Origin of the sequence: Roseateles aquae, from assembly GCF_032337115.1 — a bacterium.
In the GTDB taxonomy this organism is placed as follows: domain Bacteria; phylum Pseudomonadota; class Gammaproteobacteria; order Burkholderiales; family Burkholderiaceae_C; genus Roseateles_C; species Roseateles_C aquae.
Genome location: NZ_JAVXZY010000004.1, coordinates 1 through 15,061, shown reverse-complemented (window position 1 = coordinate 15,061; position 15,061 = coordinate 1). Strand labels below are relative to the sequence as shown.

Annotated in this window: 17 protein-coding genes; 9 read left to right on the top strand and 8 right to left on the bottom strand. The window is 66.4% G+C overall.

The features are described from left to right. The first annotated feature begins 37 nt into the window (after nt 1-37). Genes RQP53_RS11040 through RQP53_RS11030 form a run of 3 tightly spaced genes read left to right on the top strand, consistent with a single transcriptional unit; the run spans nt 38 to nt 2,429 of the window. On the top strand, nt 38-1,186 hold the full coding sequence (locus tag RQP53_RS11040; RefSeq protein ID WP_315650373.1) for a D-alanyl-D-alanine carboxypeptidase family protein: 1,149 nt from the start codon (nt 38-40) through the stop codon (nt 1,184-1,186). Between the two features lie 49 nt (nt 1,187-1,235). Continuing rightward, on the top strand, nt 1,236-2,111 hold the full coding sequence (locus RQP53_RS11035; RefSeq protein WP_315650372.1) for a D-amino acid aminotransferase: 876 nt from the start codon (nt 1,236-1,238) through the stop codon (nt 2,109-2,111). A gap of 33 nt (nt 2,112-2,144) precedes the next feature. Next, on the top strand, nt 2,145-2,429 hold the full coding sequence (locus tag RQP53_RS11030) for a DUF493 family protein (protein ID WP_315650371.1): 285 nt from the start codon (nt 2,145-2,147) through the stop codon (nt 2,427-2,429). A 15-nt stretch (nt 2,430-2,444) separates the two neighbouring features. On the opposite strand, the gene RQP53_RS11025 is transcribed toward RQP53_RS11030, so the two are convergent. Then, nucleotides 2,445-3,137 (bottom strand): tetratricopeptide repeat protein, encoded by a 693-nt coding sequence (locus RQP53_RS11025; protein ID WP_315650370.1) that lies wholly within the window; start codon nt 3,135-3,137, stop codon nt 2,445-2,447. A 155-nt stretch (nt 3,138-3,292) separates the two neighbouring features. On the opposite strand from RQP53_RS11025, the gene lipB reads away from it, so the two are divergent. Together lipB and lipA are read left to right on the top strand one after the other, a co-directional pair. Next, nucleotides 3,293-3,961 carry a lipoyl(octanoyl) transferase LipB gene (gene lipB / locus RQP53_RS11020; protein WP_315650369.1) on the top strand — a complete coding sequence of 223 codons (669 nt, stop codon included), beginning with the start codon at nt 3,293-3,295 and terminating at the stop codon, nt 3,959-3,961. 13 nt (nt 3,962-3,974) lie between these two features. Then, nucleotides 3,975-4,973 (top strand): lipoyl synthase, encoded by a 999-nt coding sequence (gene lipA / locus RQP53_RS11015; RefSeq protein ID WP_315650368.1) that lies wholly within the window; start codon nt 3,975-3,977, stop codon nt 4,971-4,973. 78 nt (nt 4,974-5,051) lie between these two features. Here the strand turns inward: lipA and RQP53_RS11010 are convergent, their stop codons facing one another. The 6 genes from RQP53_RS11010 to RQP53_RS10985 form a co-directional block, all read right to left on the bottom strand. Further along, nucleotides 5,052-5,564 carry a DinB family protein gene (locus tag RQP53_RS11010; protein WP_315650367.1) on the bottom strand — a complete coding sequence of 171 codons (513 nt, stop codon included), beginning with the start codon at nt 5,562-5,564 and terminating at the stop codon, nt 5,052-5,054. Between the two features lie 167 nt (nt 5,565-5,731). Then, complete coding sequence (locus RQP53_RS11005) at nt 5,732-6,505, bottom strand: substrate-binding periplasmic protein (RefSeq protein WP_315650366.1); 774 nt, start codon at nt 6,503-6,505, stop codon at nt 5,732-5,734. Between the two features lie 85 nt (nt 6,506-6,590). After that, nucleotides 6,591-7,103 carry a TlpA disulfide reductase family protein gene (locus tag RQP53_RS11000; RefSeq protein ID WP_315650365.1) on the bottom strand — a complete coding sequence of 171 codons (513 nt, stop codon included), beginning with the start codon at nt 7,101-7,103 and terminating at the stop codon, nt 6,591-6,593. A 77-nt stretch (nt 7,104-7,180) separates the two neighbouring features. Continuing rightward, nucleotides 7,181-8,386: a sensor histidine kinase family protein gene (locus RQP53_RS10995; protein ID WP_315650364.1), complete on the bottom strand. Its 1,206-nt coding sequence runs from the start codon at nt 8,384-8,386 to the stop codon at nt 7,181-7,183. A 197-nt stretch (nt 8,387-8,583) separates the two neighbouring features. Continuing rightward, nucleotides 8,584-9,288 (bottom strand): alpha/beta fold hydrolase, encoded by a 705-nt coding sequence (locus RQP53_RS10990; protein ID WP_315650363.1) that lies wholly within the window; start codon nt 9,286-9,288, stop codon nt 8,584-8,586. Beyond that, on the bottom strand, nt 9,285-10,544 hold the full coding sequence (locus RQP53_RS10985) for a CaiB/BaiF CoA transferase family protein (protein ID WP_315650362.1): 1,260 nt from the start codon (nt 10,542-10,544) through the stop codon (nt 9,285-9,287). The genes RQP53_RS10990 and RQP53_RS10985 overlap by 4 nt, the downstream gene beginning before the upstream one ends. Before the next feature lie 53 nt (nt 10,545-10,597). Between RQP53_RS10985 and RQP53_RS10980 the strand changes: the two genes are divergently transcribed. From RQP53_RS10980 to RQP53_RS10970, 3 genes are read left to right on the top strand one after another with little or no spacing between them, the layout of a single operon-like run. Further along, entirely contained in the window at nt 10,598-11,116 is a 519-nt protein-coding gene (locus tag RQP53_RS10980; protein WP_315650361.1) for a hypothetical protein, read from the top strand. 23 nt (nt 11,117-11,139) lie between these two features. Further along, on the top strand, nt 11,140-11,553 hold the full coding sequence (locus RQP53_RS10975) for a PTS sugar transporter subunit IIA (RefSeq protein ID WP_315650360.1): 414 nt from the start codon (nt 11,140-11,142) through the stop codon (nt 11,551-11,553). A gap of 14 nt (nt 11,554-11,567) precedes the next feature. Then, nucleotides 11,568-11,837, top strand: coding sequence for an HPr family phosphocarrier protein (locus tag RQP53_RS10970; RefSeq protein ID WP_315650359.1), 270 nt, complete (start codon nt 11,568-11,570; stop codon nt 11,835-11,837). 11 nt (nt 11,838-11,848) lie between these two features. Here RQP53_RS10970 and RQP53_RS10965 read toward each other — a convergent pair whose 3' ends face one another. Further along, nucleotides 11,849-12,706 (bottom strand): GNAT family N-acetyltransferase, encoded by an 858-nt coding sequence (locus tag RQP53_RS10965; RefSeq protein WP_315650358.1) that lies wholly within the window; start codon nt 12,704-12,706, stop codon nt 11,849-11,851. Nucleotides 12,707-12,853: 147 nt separating this feature from the next. Between RQP53_RS10965 and ptsP the strand changes: the two genes are divergently transcribed. Next, entirely contained in the window at nt 12,854-14,632 is a 1,779-nt protein-coding gene (gene ptsP, locus RQP53_RS10960) for a phosphoenolpyruvate--protein phosphotransferase (RefSeq protein WP_315650357.1), read from the top strand. The last annotated feature ends 429 nt before the right edge of the window (nt 14,633-15,061 follow it).

Sequence of the window (15,061 nt, the reverse complement as noted above, 5' to 3'; positions counted from 1 at the left end):
GGTCTTTTCCTGCGAGCTTCCGAGATCCCATTTGCGCATGCAACGTTTGTTCGCTTTTGTGCTGGCCGCCGCCAGCACCGTCTCCGCCCTGGCCCAGGCACCGCAGCCGCCCGAGATCGCGGCGCGCAGCTATCTTTTGGTCGACCTGAGCGCCAACCAGGTGCTGGCCGAGCGCGATGCCGATACGCCCAGCGATCCGGCCTCGCTGACCAAGCTGATGACGGCCTATATCGTCTTCGATGCGCTGAAGCAGAAGCGGCTGAGCCTCGATCAGCCGTTGACTATCTCGGTGCGCGCTTGGGACGAGCGCAAGGGCGAGCCCTCGCTGATGTTCATCGACACGACCATGCGCCCCAAGGTCGATGAGTTGCTGCGCGGCATGATCATTCAGTCCGGCAACGACGCCGCGGTGGCGCTGGCCGAGGGCGTGGGGGGCACGGTCGAGCAGTTCGTCGCGATGATGAACCGCCAGGCCCAGGCCTGGGGTCTGAAGAATACCCAGTTCAGCAATGTCACCGGCCAGACCGAGCCGGGCCACAAGAGCAGTGCGCGTGATCTCTCGGTGATCGCCACGCGCATCATCAAGGACTTCCCCGAGTTCTATCCCTACTACGCCCAGCGCGAGTACACCTACAACAAGATCCGCCAGCAGAGCCGCAATCTGCTGCTGGCGCGCGATCCCAGCGTCGATGGCATGACGGCCGGCTACACCGATGGCGCCGGCTATAGCCTGATTGCGAGCGCCCAGCGCGACTTCCCCAACGGCAAGCGCCGGCTGCTCAGTGTGGTGATGGGCACGGCCTCGAAGGAAGCCCGTGCCAACGAGAGCCAGAAGCTGCTGAACTGGGGCTACAGCACGTTTGACGCCGTGCGCCTGTTCGAAGGCGGGCAGGCAGTCTCGACGGTCAAGGTGTGGAAGGGCGCCGTGCCCGAGGCCAAGCTGGGTGCCGAGGGGCCGGTCTACGTGGCCGTGCCGCGCGGCGAAGGCGCGAAGCTGCAGACCCAGGTCGAGCGCACCGATCCGCTGGTGGCGCCGCTCGGCAAGGGTCAGCGCGTGGGCACGCTGAAAGTGTCGACGACCGCCGGTGTGCCGGTGGCCGAGGTGCCGCTGGTGGTGCAGGAAGCGGTGCCGCTGGCCGGCATTTTCGGTCGTGCCTGGGACGCGATCCGGCTTTGGATCAAGTAATTCCGTCCTCGTCAGGCGTAAGCTTGGCAACTCATCCGAGGAGTCGGCCATGACAGCATTGCCTGATGTCACCTGCTACCTGAACGGCGAGTTCGGCCCTTTGTCCGAAGCGCGTGTGTCGCCAATGGACCGCGGCTTCATCTTTGGTGACGGGGTCTATGAACTGATCCCCGTCTATGGCCGGCGCCTGTTCCGCTTTGACGAACACATGGCGCGGCTGGAGCGTAATCTGGCCAAGCTGCGCATCGCCAATCCGCTGACGCGTGAGCAGTGGCTGGCGCTGGGGCGCCGGCTGGTGGCCAGCGGCAGTGCCGATGACCAGGGCTGGTATTTGCAGATCACCCGCGGCGTGGCGCCTCGCAACCATGTGATGCCCACCGATATTGCGCCCACGGTGTTCAGCTACTGCTCGCCGCAGCAGCCGCTCAGCGCCGAGCAGCGCCACCACGGCGTGGCCTGCATCAGCGCCCGCGATTTCCGCTGGCAACGCGGCGATATCAAATGCACCTCGCTGTTGGGCAATGTGCTGGCGCGCCAGGTTTCGGCCGACCAGGGCGCGGCCGAGACGATTCTGTTTCGCGACGGCTGGCTGACCGAGGCCTCGGCGTCAAACGTCTGGATCGTCAAGGAAGGTGCGCTGCTGGGCCCGCCGATGAGCGAGCATGTGCTGGAGGGCGTGCGCGTCAGCCTGCTGGCCGAACTCTGCGAGGAGGTCGGCATCGCGCACAATCTGCGCCCGATCTCTGAGACCGAAGTCTTCGCCGCTGATGAAATCATCCTCAGCTCGGCGCTCAAGGAGGTGCTGGCGGTGACGACGCTGGACCACGAACCGGTCGGCCACGGTGCCCTGCATGGCAAGCCCGGCCCGGTCTATGGCCGGCTGTACGAGGCTTACCAGCGCGCCAAGCTGATGCAATCCATTTGAAAACGGCCGCCTTGCCGCGAGCCTGCCAAGACCATGAATATCAACCGCCCGATTTCGCCCGAAGAATCGCTGATCGAATACCCCTCGCGCTTTCCCATCAAGGTGATGGGGGCGCAGGTCGAGGGCTTTGTCGAGGCCATTGTGATGGTGGCGCAGCAGTTCGACCCGGGCTTTGACGCCAGCAGCGTCGAACAGCGGCCCAGCAGCGGCGGCAAATACCTGGGCCTGACCATCACCGTCACGGCCACCAGCCGCGAACAGCTGGACGAGCTTTATCGCACGCTGACCACGCACCCGATGGTCAAGGTCGTGCTCTGAATTGCTGAGCAGCGTTCAGGTGTCAGCCGGCGTCAGCTTGGCATCCAGCTCCTGGCGCTTGAACGGCGCGGCCTCGTCGCCGTTGCGGGCGGCAATGTCGTACCAGTAGCGCGCCAGGCGCAGGTCCTGGCTGACGCCCAGGCCGCTCTCGTACATCGAGGCAATCAGGTACTGCGCGCCGACATCGCCGGCCTTGGCCGCCTCGCGGTACCAGTGCGCTGCCTCGCTCATGTCCAGCGCTGCACCGCGGCCCAGATAGTGGGCGGTGCCCAAGGCCAGCTGCGCATCCGCGCTGCCATGTTCGGCAGCCAACCGGTACCAGCGCATGGCGGCGGCGCTGTCCACCCGCCCACTCAGCCCCTGTTCATGGAACTGCGCCAGCGCCAGTTCGGCGCGAATCAGCTTGCCGGCGGCGGCGCGTTCCAGCAGCCGCTTGGCCTCGCGCACACTGGCGCGTGGCAGCTCGCCGCGCAGATGCATCATCGCCAGGTTGTACTGGGCCAGCGCATCGCCTTGGCGGGCCAGGCGGGCGAAGGCCTGCGCGGCCAGTGCGGGCTGGCCTTCGGCATAGGCAGTGATGGCGGCATCGATATCCAATGGCTTGGCTGTGGATGCGGGGGCAGCCTGCGCCAGGGCGCTGCAAAGCAGGGCGGCCAGCGCCGCATGCACGGCAAGGGCGGCAGGGCGTAGGGCAGTCGTCTGGCGCATGGGGTTTGGCTTTCTGGTCGGGTGCCGGGGCGGGGTGGTAAAGGGTAGCGGATCTTGAGTCGCCGTGCCGCCCCCGGGCCTTACAGCGCGGCGCTGGCCTCATGCGCATGACCCTGGCTCGGCGGGGCGCTTGGCGTGGGCGCTACCATTGCCGGATGATTGTGAAGCAGCTCGGCCGCGTCGACTATGCGGCCACCCTGGAGGCCATGCGCGCCTTCACCGAGGCCCGTGGGCCGGACACGCCGGACGAACTCTGGCTGTGCGAATTCGCACCGGTTTACACCCAGGGCCTGGCCGGCAAGGCCGACCATGTGCTGAACCCGGCCGGCATTCCCATCGTGCAGACCAACCGCGGCGGCCAGGTCACTTACCACGGGCCGGGCCAGGTGGTCGCCTATCCGCTGGTCGATCTGCAGCGCCTGGGCATTTATGTGCGCGAGTACGTGTTCCGGCTCGAAGCGGCAGTGATTCAGACGCTGGAGCAGTTTGGCGTGACCGGCCATCGGGTCAGCGGCGCGCCCGGCATCTATGTGCGGCTGAACGATTCCGGCGCCCATGCCGCGCTGACAGGGCCGGCCGATCCCGGTGATCCGTTTCGCGGCCTGGGCAAGATCGCCGCACTGGGCATCAAGGTCAGCCGCCACTGCACCTACCACGGCGTGGCGCTGAACGTGGCGATGGATTTGCAACCCTTTTACGGCATCAACCCTTGCGGCTATGCAGGGCTGGCCACGGTCGACCTCGCTACACTTGGTGTTTTCACGGACTGGCCCACGGTGGCCCAGCGCTTCGCCGAGCGGCTTGCCGCCCAGCTGACGCGCTGATAACGGGGCTGTCATGGCAACCGAGAACATCACGCACGAAGCAAAGACCGGCGAGGCCTATGACGCCACCGCCAAGCAGAAATCGCAGGCCAAGACCGCCCGTATCCCGATCAAGATCGTGCCGGCAGAAACGCTGAAGAAGCCGGACTGGATCCGCGTCAAGGCCGGTTCGCCCAGCACCCGTTTCTACGAGATCAAGCAGATCCTGCGCGAGCAGAAGCTGCACACCGTCTGTGAAGAGGCCTCCTGCCCGAATATCGGTGAATGCTTCGGCAAGGGCACGGCGACCTTCATGATCATGGGCGACAAGTGCACCCGCCGCTGCCCCTTCTGCGACGTCGGCCATGGCCGTCCGGACCCGCTGGACACCGAGGAGCCGCTCAAGCTGGCCCAGACCATCGCCGCGTTGAAGCTGAAGTACGTGGTCATCACCAGCGTTGACCGCGACGACCTGCGCGACGGCGGCGCCGGCCACTTTGCCGAGTGCATCACCAAGGTCCGCGAGCTGAGCCCGGGCACCCAGATCGAGGTGCTGGTGCCTGACTTCCGCGGCCGCATGGACCGCGCGCTGGACATCCTCAAGGCCGCGCCGCCCGATGTGATGAACCACAACCTGGAAACCGCGCCGCGCCTGTACAAGGAAGCCCGCCCCGGTTCCGACTACGAATTCAGCCTGAACCTGCTGAAGCGCTTCAAGGCCGAGGTGCCCGGCGTGCCGACCAAGAGCGGCATCATGGTCGGCCTGGGCGAGACCGACGAAGAAGTGCTGCAGGTGATGCGCGATATGCGTGCCCACGACATTGACATGCTGACCATCGGGCAATACCTGGCCCCGTCCGGTCACCACCTGCCGGTGCGCCGCTATGTGCACCCGGACACCTTCAAGATGTTCGAAGCCGAGGCCTACAAGATGGGCTTCACCCATGCCGCCGTCGGCGCCATGGTGCGCTCCAGCTACCACGCCGACCAGCAGGCTCACGAGGTGCTCGCAGCATCCAGCGCGGCGAAGTAGGCGCGAAGTCGGCGAATAGATACCTGCGTCGCGCCCCTGCTCAAGGGCGAGCGGCCTGTGCCGTGGGCTGAGCGTGCCTCAGCGCGGCCGGTGCAGCCGGCGTTCGGGTTGATGCTGGTGCAGGAACTTTGTCAGCGAATCGGGCGGCGATTCACTCCCGCAGTCTTCCAGCATCTGGCCGATGCTGCCACGGTGATAGCCGCTGTGGGTGATGACGTGCAGCAGCATTTCCTCCCGCGTCATCGTGCCGTGCTGGCCATCGGTGAAGCTGAATTGCAGCGGCTGGGCAAGCTCGTCGGCCGGCAGTGCATGGACGAACTGCAGATACCAGTGGTCGCAGGCGTTAATGTCCTCACGCAGCGGCGCCAGGCCGGGTTGCTGGGCCGACTGGGGGGCGGTAAACGGTGTTGCCGTGTTCCCGCTCAGATGGCCCTGAAAGATCCGATCGACGATATGGGCGTGGTCCAGCGTCTGCAGCATCGCTGCAAACTGCGCCGGTTGCTTCGCTGCGTCGAAGCTGGCGAGTGCGGCAAGGAGCTCGGCGTCCGCCCAGGCCTTGTATTCGAATAGGGTCACCAGCGTGCTGTTCATGGCATTCATCCTTGCAAGGGCTGCACCACGCGCCAAAAGGGCGCACGGTCTGTAAGCCGAGCGATTCTCTTGAATCAGCCGAATGGCTGGCGCTGTTGCGCAGCAACCACCCACGCGCGGTGTTGCCTTGTTAGGGACATATCTGCCGCGCTTGTGAGCGACGGCGCTCAGCGGTAATGCACCCGCTTGCGGAAATCGTCCAGCAGGCGCTGGTAGCTACCGTCGCGGCGCATCTGGGCCAGGCCCTGGCTGAAGGCCTGGGCGAGGCGGGCGCCCTCGGGGTGTTCCTTTGAGAACGCCACCCAGAAGCCGTCCATCGAAATCAGGCCGACCCGCTTGAGCCGGCCTTGGAACTCCGGCGTGCCATCAATGCGCAGCCAGCCCGGGGTGCGGTTGAGCAGGATGTAGTCGACCCGCTTGCCGATCAGCATCCGGATCAGCGCGGCGTCGGACAGCGCGCTGAATTTCTGGATGCGGGCGTCGTGCATGAACTCGCTGGGATAGGTGTAGCCATTGGTGTAGGCCACCCGCTTGCCGCGCAGATCGGCCAGGCGCAGCTCGCGTGGCGGCACGGCTTCATCGGCGCGCGCGAAGATCGACAACTCTTCCTCGAACATGGCCGGTTGGTGCCAGAGGTAGTCAGCGCGGTTGTCATCGGTGATGGTGGCGTTGAAGCAGCCGACCACCTGCCCGGTCTTTGCATAGAGCATGCAGCGAGAAAAGGGCACGGTGATGATCTGCACCGCAATGCCCTGGCTCGCGAGCACGGCCTGGACCAGATCGGGGCTGAAACCGGTGGGCCTGGACTGGCTGTCGGCGCCGGGCTTTTCGGCCGCGCTGTACGGGGCCCAATCGTCCTCGCCGGCCAGCACCAGCGAATGCTTGTCAGCGCCCGGCTCGGCAGCCAGGGCGAGTGTGCCGGGCAGCATCAAGGACAGCACGGCAAGCAGACCTGCGAGGGCCCCGTGCGGCCGAGGCGCGGGCCGGTGGCGGCAGCAGGATGCCTGCACCATCACAGCGCTGCGCTCAGGCGCTTTCCTGCAGCAATTGATCGAGCAGCTGATGCAGGGCGGCGAAATCCGGTGCGCCGACATAGCGCTTGACGATCTCGCCGCGTTTGTTGATCACCACGGTCGTCGGCGTCAGCTGCACACGGCCAAACTGCTTGGCAATCTCGCCGGTGTTGTCGATGGCCACGCCAAAGGGCAGCTTGCGGCTTTCGGCGAAATTGGCCACATAGGCCGGAGGGTCGTAGCTCATGGCCACGGCCACGGTGTCAAAGCCGCGGCCCTTGAACTTCTGGTGCGTCGCGATGATCTGCGGCATCTCGGCCACGCAGGTGGTGCAGCTGGTCGCCCAGAAGTTCACCAGCATCACCTTGCCTGCCCACTGGCTGGAGTCGTGCTTCACGCCGTCCAGCAGCACATAGCTGACCGCCGGTGCTTTTTCCTGATGCGCGAGGCTGCCATAGGCCAGCCAGGCGCCGCCCGCCAGCACGGCAGCGATCGCAACAGGGGCAAGCAGTCGGGTGAGTTTCATCATCGGGCTTTCAGGACAGCGGGCCGATTATGGCAAAGCGGCGCCAAAGCTGCGCGGCCGCTGCTGCCGGCGCTGCCTCAGAGCGAGCGTGACAGCTCGAACAGCAGCACCGAGGGCAGGGCGTCGTGCAGATGCTGCCTCGAGATGCGGGCCATCGAATCGGCGGTGGCGGTTGAGAGCTGGGTCAGGTGTTCGTCGTCGCGCACCTCAACGAAGCAGAATTCCGGCACCTCGCGCAGCAGATCGGCGCGCAGATGCTCGAAGCCTTCGTTGCGCTGGGCGGCCTCGAAGATGATGGCGTGCGGTAGGCCTTCCAGGCAGAACTGCGCCGCTTCGTCCATGGTGTTGACGACGTCGATCATCAAGCCCATATGGCGCACCGCATCCTGCAGCTGGCTGCGCAGCTCGCGTCGCGGCGACACGATCAGCACATGGCTGCCGGCCAGCGGCTTGGAGTTCTGCGAGGGCAGGTGTTCGCCATCGTCATCGTCTTCAGGGTCAGACGGTGCCGGTGGCAGCGGCGCATTCGGCGCGCTGGCCTGACCGGGTTCGTCGCCCACGGTGTGGGGGAATTCCAGCGTCAGCACGGTGATGCCGCTGTCATCCTCGCGCAGCGGCAGCACGCCCATGGTCAAGGCCGTCTGCTCGACCAGGCGCCAGGCCAGCGAGTTCAGCGCCGGCGGCGGCTCCATCTCGCGCGGGTCTTCCATCAGGTCCAGCGAGCGATGGGCAAAGCGGCAGACCAGTCGCGCCTTGGTTGGCCAGGGGCTGAGGTCGATGCGCAGATCGATCGAGGAATGGGTGCTGGCCAGCGCCCAGTCCATCAGGGCATTGAGCAGAGCGAACAGCAGCGAACCATCGCCCATCACCTCGACGGCCTGCAGCACCTGGCGCACCTGGATGCCGCGGGCCTGGGTCTCGCGGCTGCGGTGGGCGAGCACGCCGCGCAGCATCTGGGTCAGGTGCAGGCGTTCGTTGCTCAGGCGCAAGCGCCCCGAGGCCAGCCGGGCCAGCTGCTGCCCAAGCATGCCGGCCTCGCGGGCCTGGGCCACGCTTTCGCGCAACGAGCGCAGGCTCTGGCGGTCGATCTGGCCGGTGACGACGAGGTTGTGAATTCGCTCCATCGCCGTGCTCAGCGGGCCGGCGATTTCGGCGCCGAGTTGCTGCACGATCTCAGCCCACTGCGCCTGGCCCGGTTCCTGGCCGGGCAAACGGCCCGAGACCGCTGCAGCGGCATGGGCCGTGGCGGCATTCTTGGCTTCTGGTGCGGCAGGCTTGGACATCGGGTGGGCGAAAGATTCTGGGGCGGCCGCTCAACGGGGGCGGCATGTTTTTGTTTGGCGCGGCGTCTGGCCCACGGCGGCTGCCATGGTCAGCGCCGCCCCGCCCAGCGTCCATCCCTCACCTCGGGGGAAAACGCCAGGCCGGCCGATGGCGGCGCCGGCAGCGTGAACTGCCGCACGGGCCGGGCCGACGATCATCATTGCTTCGCCAGGCTCAGCAGGGCGTCACAAAGTGCCTCCGGCGCGCTGATCATCGCGTCGTGGCCGGTGGCGATCTCCATCACCTGCCATCCCGGCTGCTCGCGCACCCGCTGGCGCGCCACCGCGATGGTCGGCAGGGCGGGATCGGTGCAATCGATGAAGCTGCGTGGCAGCGCGGCGAGGCGCGCCGGGTCGAAATGCAAGGGATCGTCGTAGACGCCGCCGGGGTGAGCGGTCTGGCGCCGCTCCACCCAGCGGGCGTCCTCAGCTTGCAAGCCGAAGGCGGTGGGCGGCAGCGCCGGCAGGCAGCCATGGCGTTCGATCAGCGCGCGGCGCTCGGCCTGGGTGGCAGCACTGTGGCGGCTGGACCAGGATTCACCCGGCTCGGGCACCACCGCATCGAGATAGACCAGCTGGCCAATGCGCGCCGGCATGCGGTCGGCGACCCCGGTGATCACCATGCCGGCATAGCTGTGGCCCACCAGCACCGCCTGTTCGAGCTCCTCCGCCTCGATGACACTGGCGACATCGTCGATATGCGTTTGCAGCCGGATGTCTGGCGAGAGCAGATGGGCCCGTTCGCCCACGCCGCTCAGGCTGATGGTGAACACGCGGTGGCCGGCGCCCCACAAGGTGGGCAACACGCGGCGCCAGCACCAGGCGCCATGCCAGGCACCATGAACAAGAACGAAGTCGCTCATTCGATCACCCCCACGCTGCGCAGCCGCGCGATCTCGGTCTCGCTGAGTCCGGCCTCGGCCAGCACCTGGGCGGTGTGCTCGCCCAGCAGCGGTGGCGGGCGGCGGTACTGCACCGGCGTGGCCGAGAGCTTCATCGGGCTGGCCACCAGACGCAGTTGCTCGCTCAGCGGATGGTCCATCGCCACCGTCATCTCGCGGGCCTGGACCTGCGGATCGGCAAAAACCTCGGCCAGGTTGTTGATGGCGCCGCAGGGCACCTTGACGGCCTCCAGTGCATCCAGCCAGGTCTGGCGCGGGCGCGTGGCCACCACGGCGGCCAGCATCGGCACCAGCGCCTCGCGGTGGCGAACCCGGCTGGCGTTGTTGGCAAAGCGCGGGTCGCTGGCCCACTCCGGATGGCCGGCAATCTCACAGAACTTGGCGAACTGCTTGTCGTTGCCGACGGCCAGGATCAGGTGCCCGTCGCTAGCTTCGAAGACCTGATAGGGCACGATATTGGCGTGGGCATTGCCCATGCGGCCCGGTGCCTTGCCAGTGCACAGATAGTTGGCGCCCAGATTGGCCAGCATGGCGACCTGGGTGTCCAGCAGCGCCATGTCTATGGTCTGACCCTGGCCGGTGGCCTCGGCATGGCGCAGCGCGGCCAGGATGGCGATGGTGGCGTAGAGGCCGGTGAACAGATCGGCCACCGCCACGCCGACTTTCTGCGGCCCACCGCCGGGCAGATCGTCGCGTTCGCCGGTCACGCTCATCAGGCCGCCCAGGCCCTGGATCGCGTAGTCGTAGCCGGCGCGGTCCTTGTAGGGACCGGTCTGGCCGAACCCGGTGATCGAGCAGACGACCAATCGCGGATGCTCGCGCTGCAGGCTGGCGGCATCGAGCCCATAGCGGGCCAGATCGCCGACCTTGAAGTTTTCGACCAGCACATCGGCCTGCGCGGCCAGCTTGCGTATCAAGGCCTGACCCTCGGCGCAGGCGATGTCGACCGCCACCGAGCGCTTGTTGCGGTTGGCGCCGAGGAAGTAGGCGGCCTCGCTGCTGTCGCGGCCGTCGTCGGTCTTCAGATAGGGCGGGCCCCAGGCGCGGGTGTCGTCGCCGCCGCCGGGGCGCTCGATCTTGATCACTTCGGCGCCGAGGTCGGCCAGGGTCTGGGTGCACCAGGGTCCGGCCAGCACGCGCGATAGATCAAGCACGCGCACGCCGGCCAGGGCCTGGGCCGGCAGCGCGCCGGCGGAAGAGCTGGGATGGGATTGCATCGCCGCATTGTCGGGCCAGCCTGTGTCGCCTCAGGCCCCGGGATAATGCGGGCATGAAGACTGTTCGCGTTCTGCTTGGCTGGGCCTTGGGCGGCCTGCTGCTTTCGGCCTGCAGCCCGGCGCTGGATTGGCGTGAGGTCAGCCCCGATGGCGCCGGTTTGACGCTGCTGTTCCCCTGCAAGCCCGATGTCGAAACACGCAACGGCGGTGCCCAAGGCGCACTGCAGGCGCCACGCATGGGGTTGGCGCGCTGCGAGGCGGCGGGGCTGAGTTATTCGCTGTCCTGGGCGGAGGTCGCCGATCCGGCCCAACTGGCGCCGGCCTTGGCCGCCATGCGCAGCAGCCTGGCGGGCAAGCTGCAGGCCGAGGTGAAGGAGCGCCAGCCCTTGCAGCTGAGCGGCATGACGCCGAATGCCGAGGCCTCGGTGCAACGCTTGCAAGGGCGCAATTCGACGGCGAAGCTGGCGCTGTTCAACCGCGGCACCATGGTGTATCAACTGCTGGTGATGGGGCCGCGTGTCGAAGAGGCGCAATGGGCCAGTTTTGTCACAGCCATCAAGCTGGCGCCCTGAGCCGACGCCGCGATAATCCATCCATGCCCGGATTGCTCGTCATTGCCCATGCGCCGCTGGCCACTGCCCTCAAGGCGGTGGCTGAGCACACGTTTCCGAATTGCGCGCCGCAGCTGTCGGTGCTGGACGTGACGCCGGAGATGTCGGCCGACGCGGTCGAGCAGGCGGCGCGGCTGTTGCTGGCCCAAGGCGGCCATCAAGACTGGCTGGTGCTTACCGATGTGTTTGGCGCCACGCCCAGCAACGCCGCTCAGCGCCTGCTTGATGCCGCTGGCCATGTGCGCACGCTCAGCGGCGTCAATGTGCCGATGCTGTGGCGTTCGCTGTGCTACGCGCAAGAGCCGTTGGCTGCGCTGGTCTTGCGCGCCAGCCAGGGCGGTTCGCAGGGCATGGTGCTGAACGACCCGGTCGACTCCCAGATCCCCCCGCCTCTCTGACCTTTTCCCCAGACATGATCAAGTCCAACCTTACCATCAGCAACAAGCTGGGCTTGCATGCCCGCGCCTCCGCCAAGCTCACCAAGCTGGCCGGTTCTTTCAAATGTGAGGTGTTCCTGAGCCGCGGCACGCGTCGCGTCAATGCCAAGAGCATCATGGGCGTGATGATGCTGGCGGCCGGCATTGGCTCGCAGGTGGAACTGGAAACCGATGGCGAAGACGAGCAGGCCGCTCAGGACGCCATCACCGCCCTGGTCAACGACAAGTTCGGCGAGGGCGAGTAAGCGCCAGCGTCTTACTCGGCGGCGCCACCGAGGAAGTGGCGGCGATAGCGGGCCGGCAGATCGGCAATGCGCATCATCATCGGCAGATCGGCGGTGTTGAAGTCCGGATCCCAGGCCGGGCGGCCGAGGATGCGGGCGCCGCAGCGCAGATAGCCCTTGATCAGTGGCGGAGCCTCAACCTCTAGATCCTGGCGCAGCTCATCGACCGGCAGGGCCAGGCGCGGCTCGACACGCCATTCCTCGCTGGCCAGATGGGTCTCGGCCAGTTGCTTCCACAGGCTGGCTGCATAGTGGCCACCATCGGCCATGCTGACGCTGGCGCAGCCAATCATCGTGTCCAGCTGGTTGCGCGTCATGAACTCGGCCAGGGCGCCCCACAGCGCCATGATGGCGCCGCCGGAGCGGTGGTCGGGGTGCACGCAGGAGCGACCCAGCTCAACCATCCGCGAACGCAGGCTGCTCAGGCCGCTGAGATCGAATTCAGTCTCGCTGTAGAGGCCGCCGGCACGTTCGGCGGCAGTGGGCGTCAGCACGCGGTAGGTGCCGATAACTTCACCGGGCTGGCCGTTCACGTCGACGGTGCGCACCAGCAAATGCTCGCAGAAGGCATCGAAGCCATCGACGTCATGGCCGGCCGGCGCGCCCTCGGGCACGCTCAGCCGGGCACCCATCTCCTCGGCGAAGATTTGGTACCTCAGGCGTTGAGCCTGGCGGACTTCCTCTTCCGTGCGCGCCCAGGCCACGTCCAGGCGAACCCGCGCAGCACCCGCCATGTCCAGTGTGGTGCCGCTTGGTGGAAGTGACCTCCGTTCCGCCTTGGGCGGACGAAGTTCCGAAAACGGCAGTGTCGGCAGCGGAAGATCCCTCATCGGTGGCCTCGTCGTGATTGGACAGGTCGGATGCTCGGCCCACGGGGTGACGCTGGCGTGACAGCTTCTTGACGCCGCCGTGACGGCGCGTTGGCGCCACTGGCCGGCACCGGCCCAACACCGTGGTGACGCTGCTACAGTCAGCCCATGAGCTTTCAGGTCTTCGGCATTCCGGTTTCACGCGGCGTCGCCATTGGCCGCGCCGTGCTTGTGGCGTCCAGTCGCGTCGACGTCGAGCATTACTTCATCGATCCGGCCGGCATTGATGCCGAGATTCGCCGCGCCTTGCGCGCCCGTGACGAGGTGGCGCGCGAGTTCGAAGCCTTGAAGCAGGATCTGCCCGGCGATGCCCCGCATGAGCTGGCGGCCTTGTTGGATGTGCACCTGATGCTGCTGCACGATGAGGCGCTGTTGGGGGCGACGCGGCAATGGATCGTCGAGCGGCATTACAACGCCGAGTGGGCGCTGTCGGCCCAGCTCGAAGTGCTGGCACGCCAGTTCGACGAGATGGAAGACGACTATCTGCGCGAGCGCAAGGCCGATCTGGAGCAGGTGGTTGAGCGCATCCTGAGTGCGCTGGCGGCGCAACAAGGGCGCAAGGGCGGCGGCGCGGCGGCAGTGGTGCAACGCGATTTCGCCGGCGAAGACCCGCTGCTGCTGGTGGCGGCCGATATCGCACCGGCCGACATGATGCAGTTCAAGCGCAGCGTGTTCCACGGCTTCATCACCGATATCGGCGGCAAGACCTCGCATACCGCCATCGTGGCGCGCAGCATGGACATCCCCGCGGTCGTCGGTACCCGCGAGGCCTCGCGGCTGATTCGTCAGGACGACTGGGTCATCATCGATGGCGATGCTGGCGCGGTGATCGTCAATCCCTCGCCCATCGTGCTGGAGGAATACCGCTTCCGCCAGCGTCAGAGCGAGCTGGAGCGGGCGCGGCTGGCACGGTTGCGCCACACGCCGGCGGTGACGCTGGATGGCGAGCGCGTCGAGCTGCATGCCAATATCGAGCTGCCGGCCGATGCGCTGGCCGCCGTCGAGGCGGGCGCCACAGGTGTCGGCCTGTTCCGCAGCGAATTCCTGTTCATGAACCGGGGCGGCGAGCTGCCCAGTGAAGAGGAACAGTTCGAAGCCTACAAGGCTGCCGTGGAGGCGATGCGCGGCATGCCGGTCACCATCCGGACTGTTGACGTTGGCGCTGACAAGCCCCTGGACCGGCTCAGCGCCAGCGAGTTGCGTCATGAGCATGTGCTCAACCCGGCCATGGGCTTGCGAGCGATTCGCTGGAGCCTGGCCGAACCCAGCATGTTCCGCCAGCAACTGCGTGCCATCTACCGCGCCAGTGCCTTCGGCAAGCTGAGGCTGCTGATTCCCATGGTCGCGCACCTCAACGAGATTCGACAGATCCAGGAAGCCATCAAGCGGGTGCAGCAGCAGCTGACCGATGCTGGGCAGGCCTACACCCCGGTCGAGCTGGGGGTGATGATCGAAATCCCGGCGGCGGCGGTGATGCTGCCGCTGCTGCTGAGGCATGTGGACTTTGTCTCCATCGGGACCAACGACCTGATCCAGTACACGCTGGCGATCGACCGCGCCGACGAATCGGTGGCGCATCTCTACGACCCCTGGCATCCGGCGGTGCTGCAGCTGATCGCCAGCTCCATCGCCCAGGCGCGGGCGGCGGGCAAGTCGGTCAGCGTCTGCGGTGAGATGGCCGGCGATGCTGCCTTCACCGATCTGCTCCTGGCCATGGGCCTGCGCAATTTCTCGATGCATCCGTCGCAGATTCCTTCGGTCAAGCAGCGCATCCTGCGCGCTGACAGCAGCCGGCTGGCGATGGCGCTGCCGGCGGTGCTGGCCAGCGAAGATCCGGAGAAGGCGGCAGAGCTGGTGCTGGTCAGCGCGCAGCGTACGCATCACTGAGCCTACCGAGCCACTGCGCTCGCATCAGGCCTCGAGGCTGATTGGCTGCCCAGGCGGGAGGCGCTGCGCGTGGAAGTGCATTGAGGGGCAAAGAAGTACGTAGAGCGCTCTGGCGCAGGCGCGCAGTGCGCGTCTTGAAGCGCCTCATCGTCCAATCAGAAGTGCGGCATCTTGATGAATTTCATGCGAACTCTTGCGCGCCTCGAAATTCTCCTGCTATAGTCGAGGGCTTCGCTGCTCACACAAACAAACAGCGCAACGGCCGACAACAGTCGATGTGGTTGATCTGGTGAGGGTGGTGAAGCGATGAAGCGGATGGCGTTGAAAACAAAAAATGTTCGAAACGCTTGACGAGATTGAAGAAATCAAGTCATAATCCCGCTTCTGCGCTGACAACGGTCAGCGACGCAAGACGAAGGCAGGTGGCGA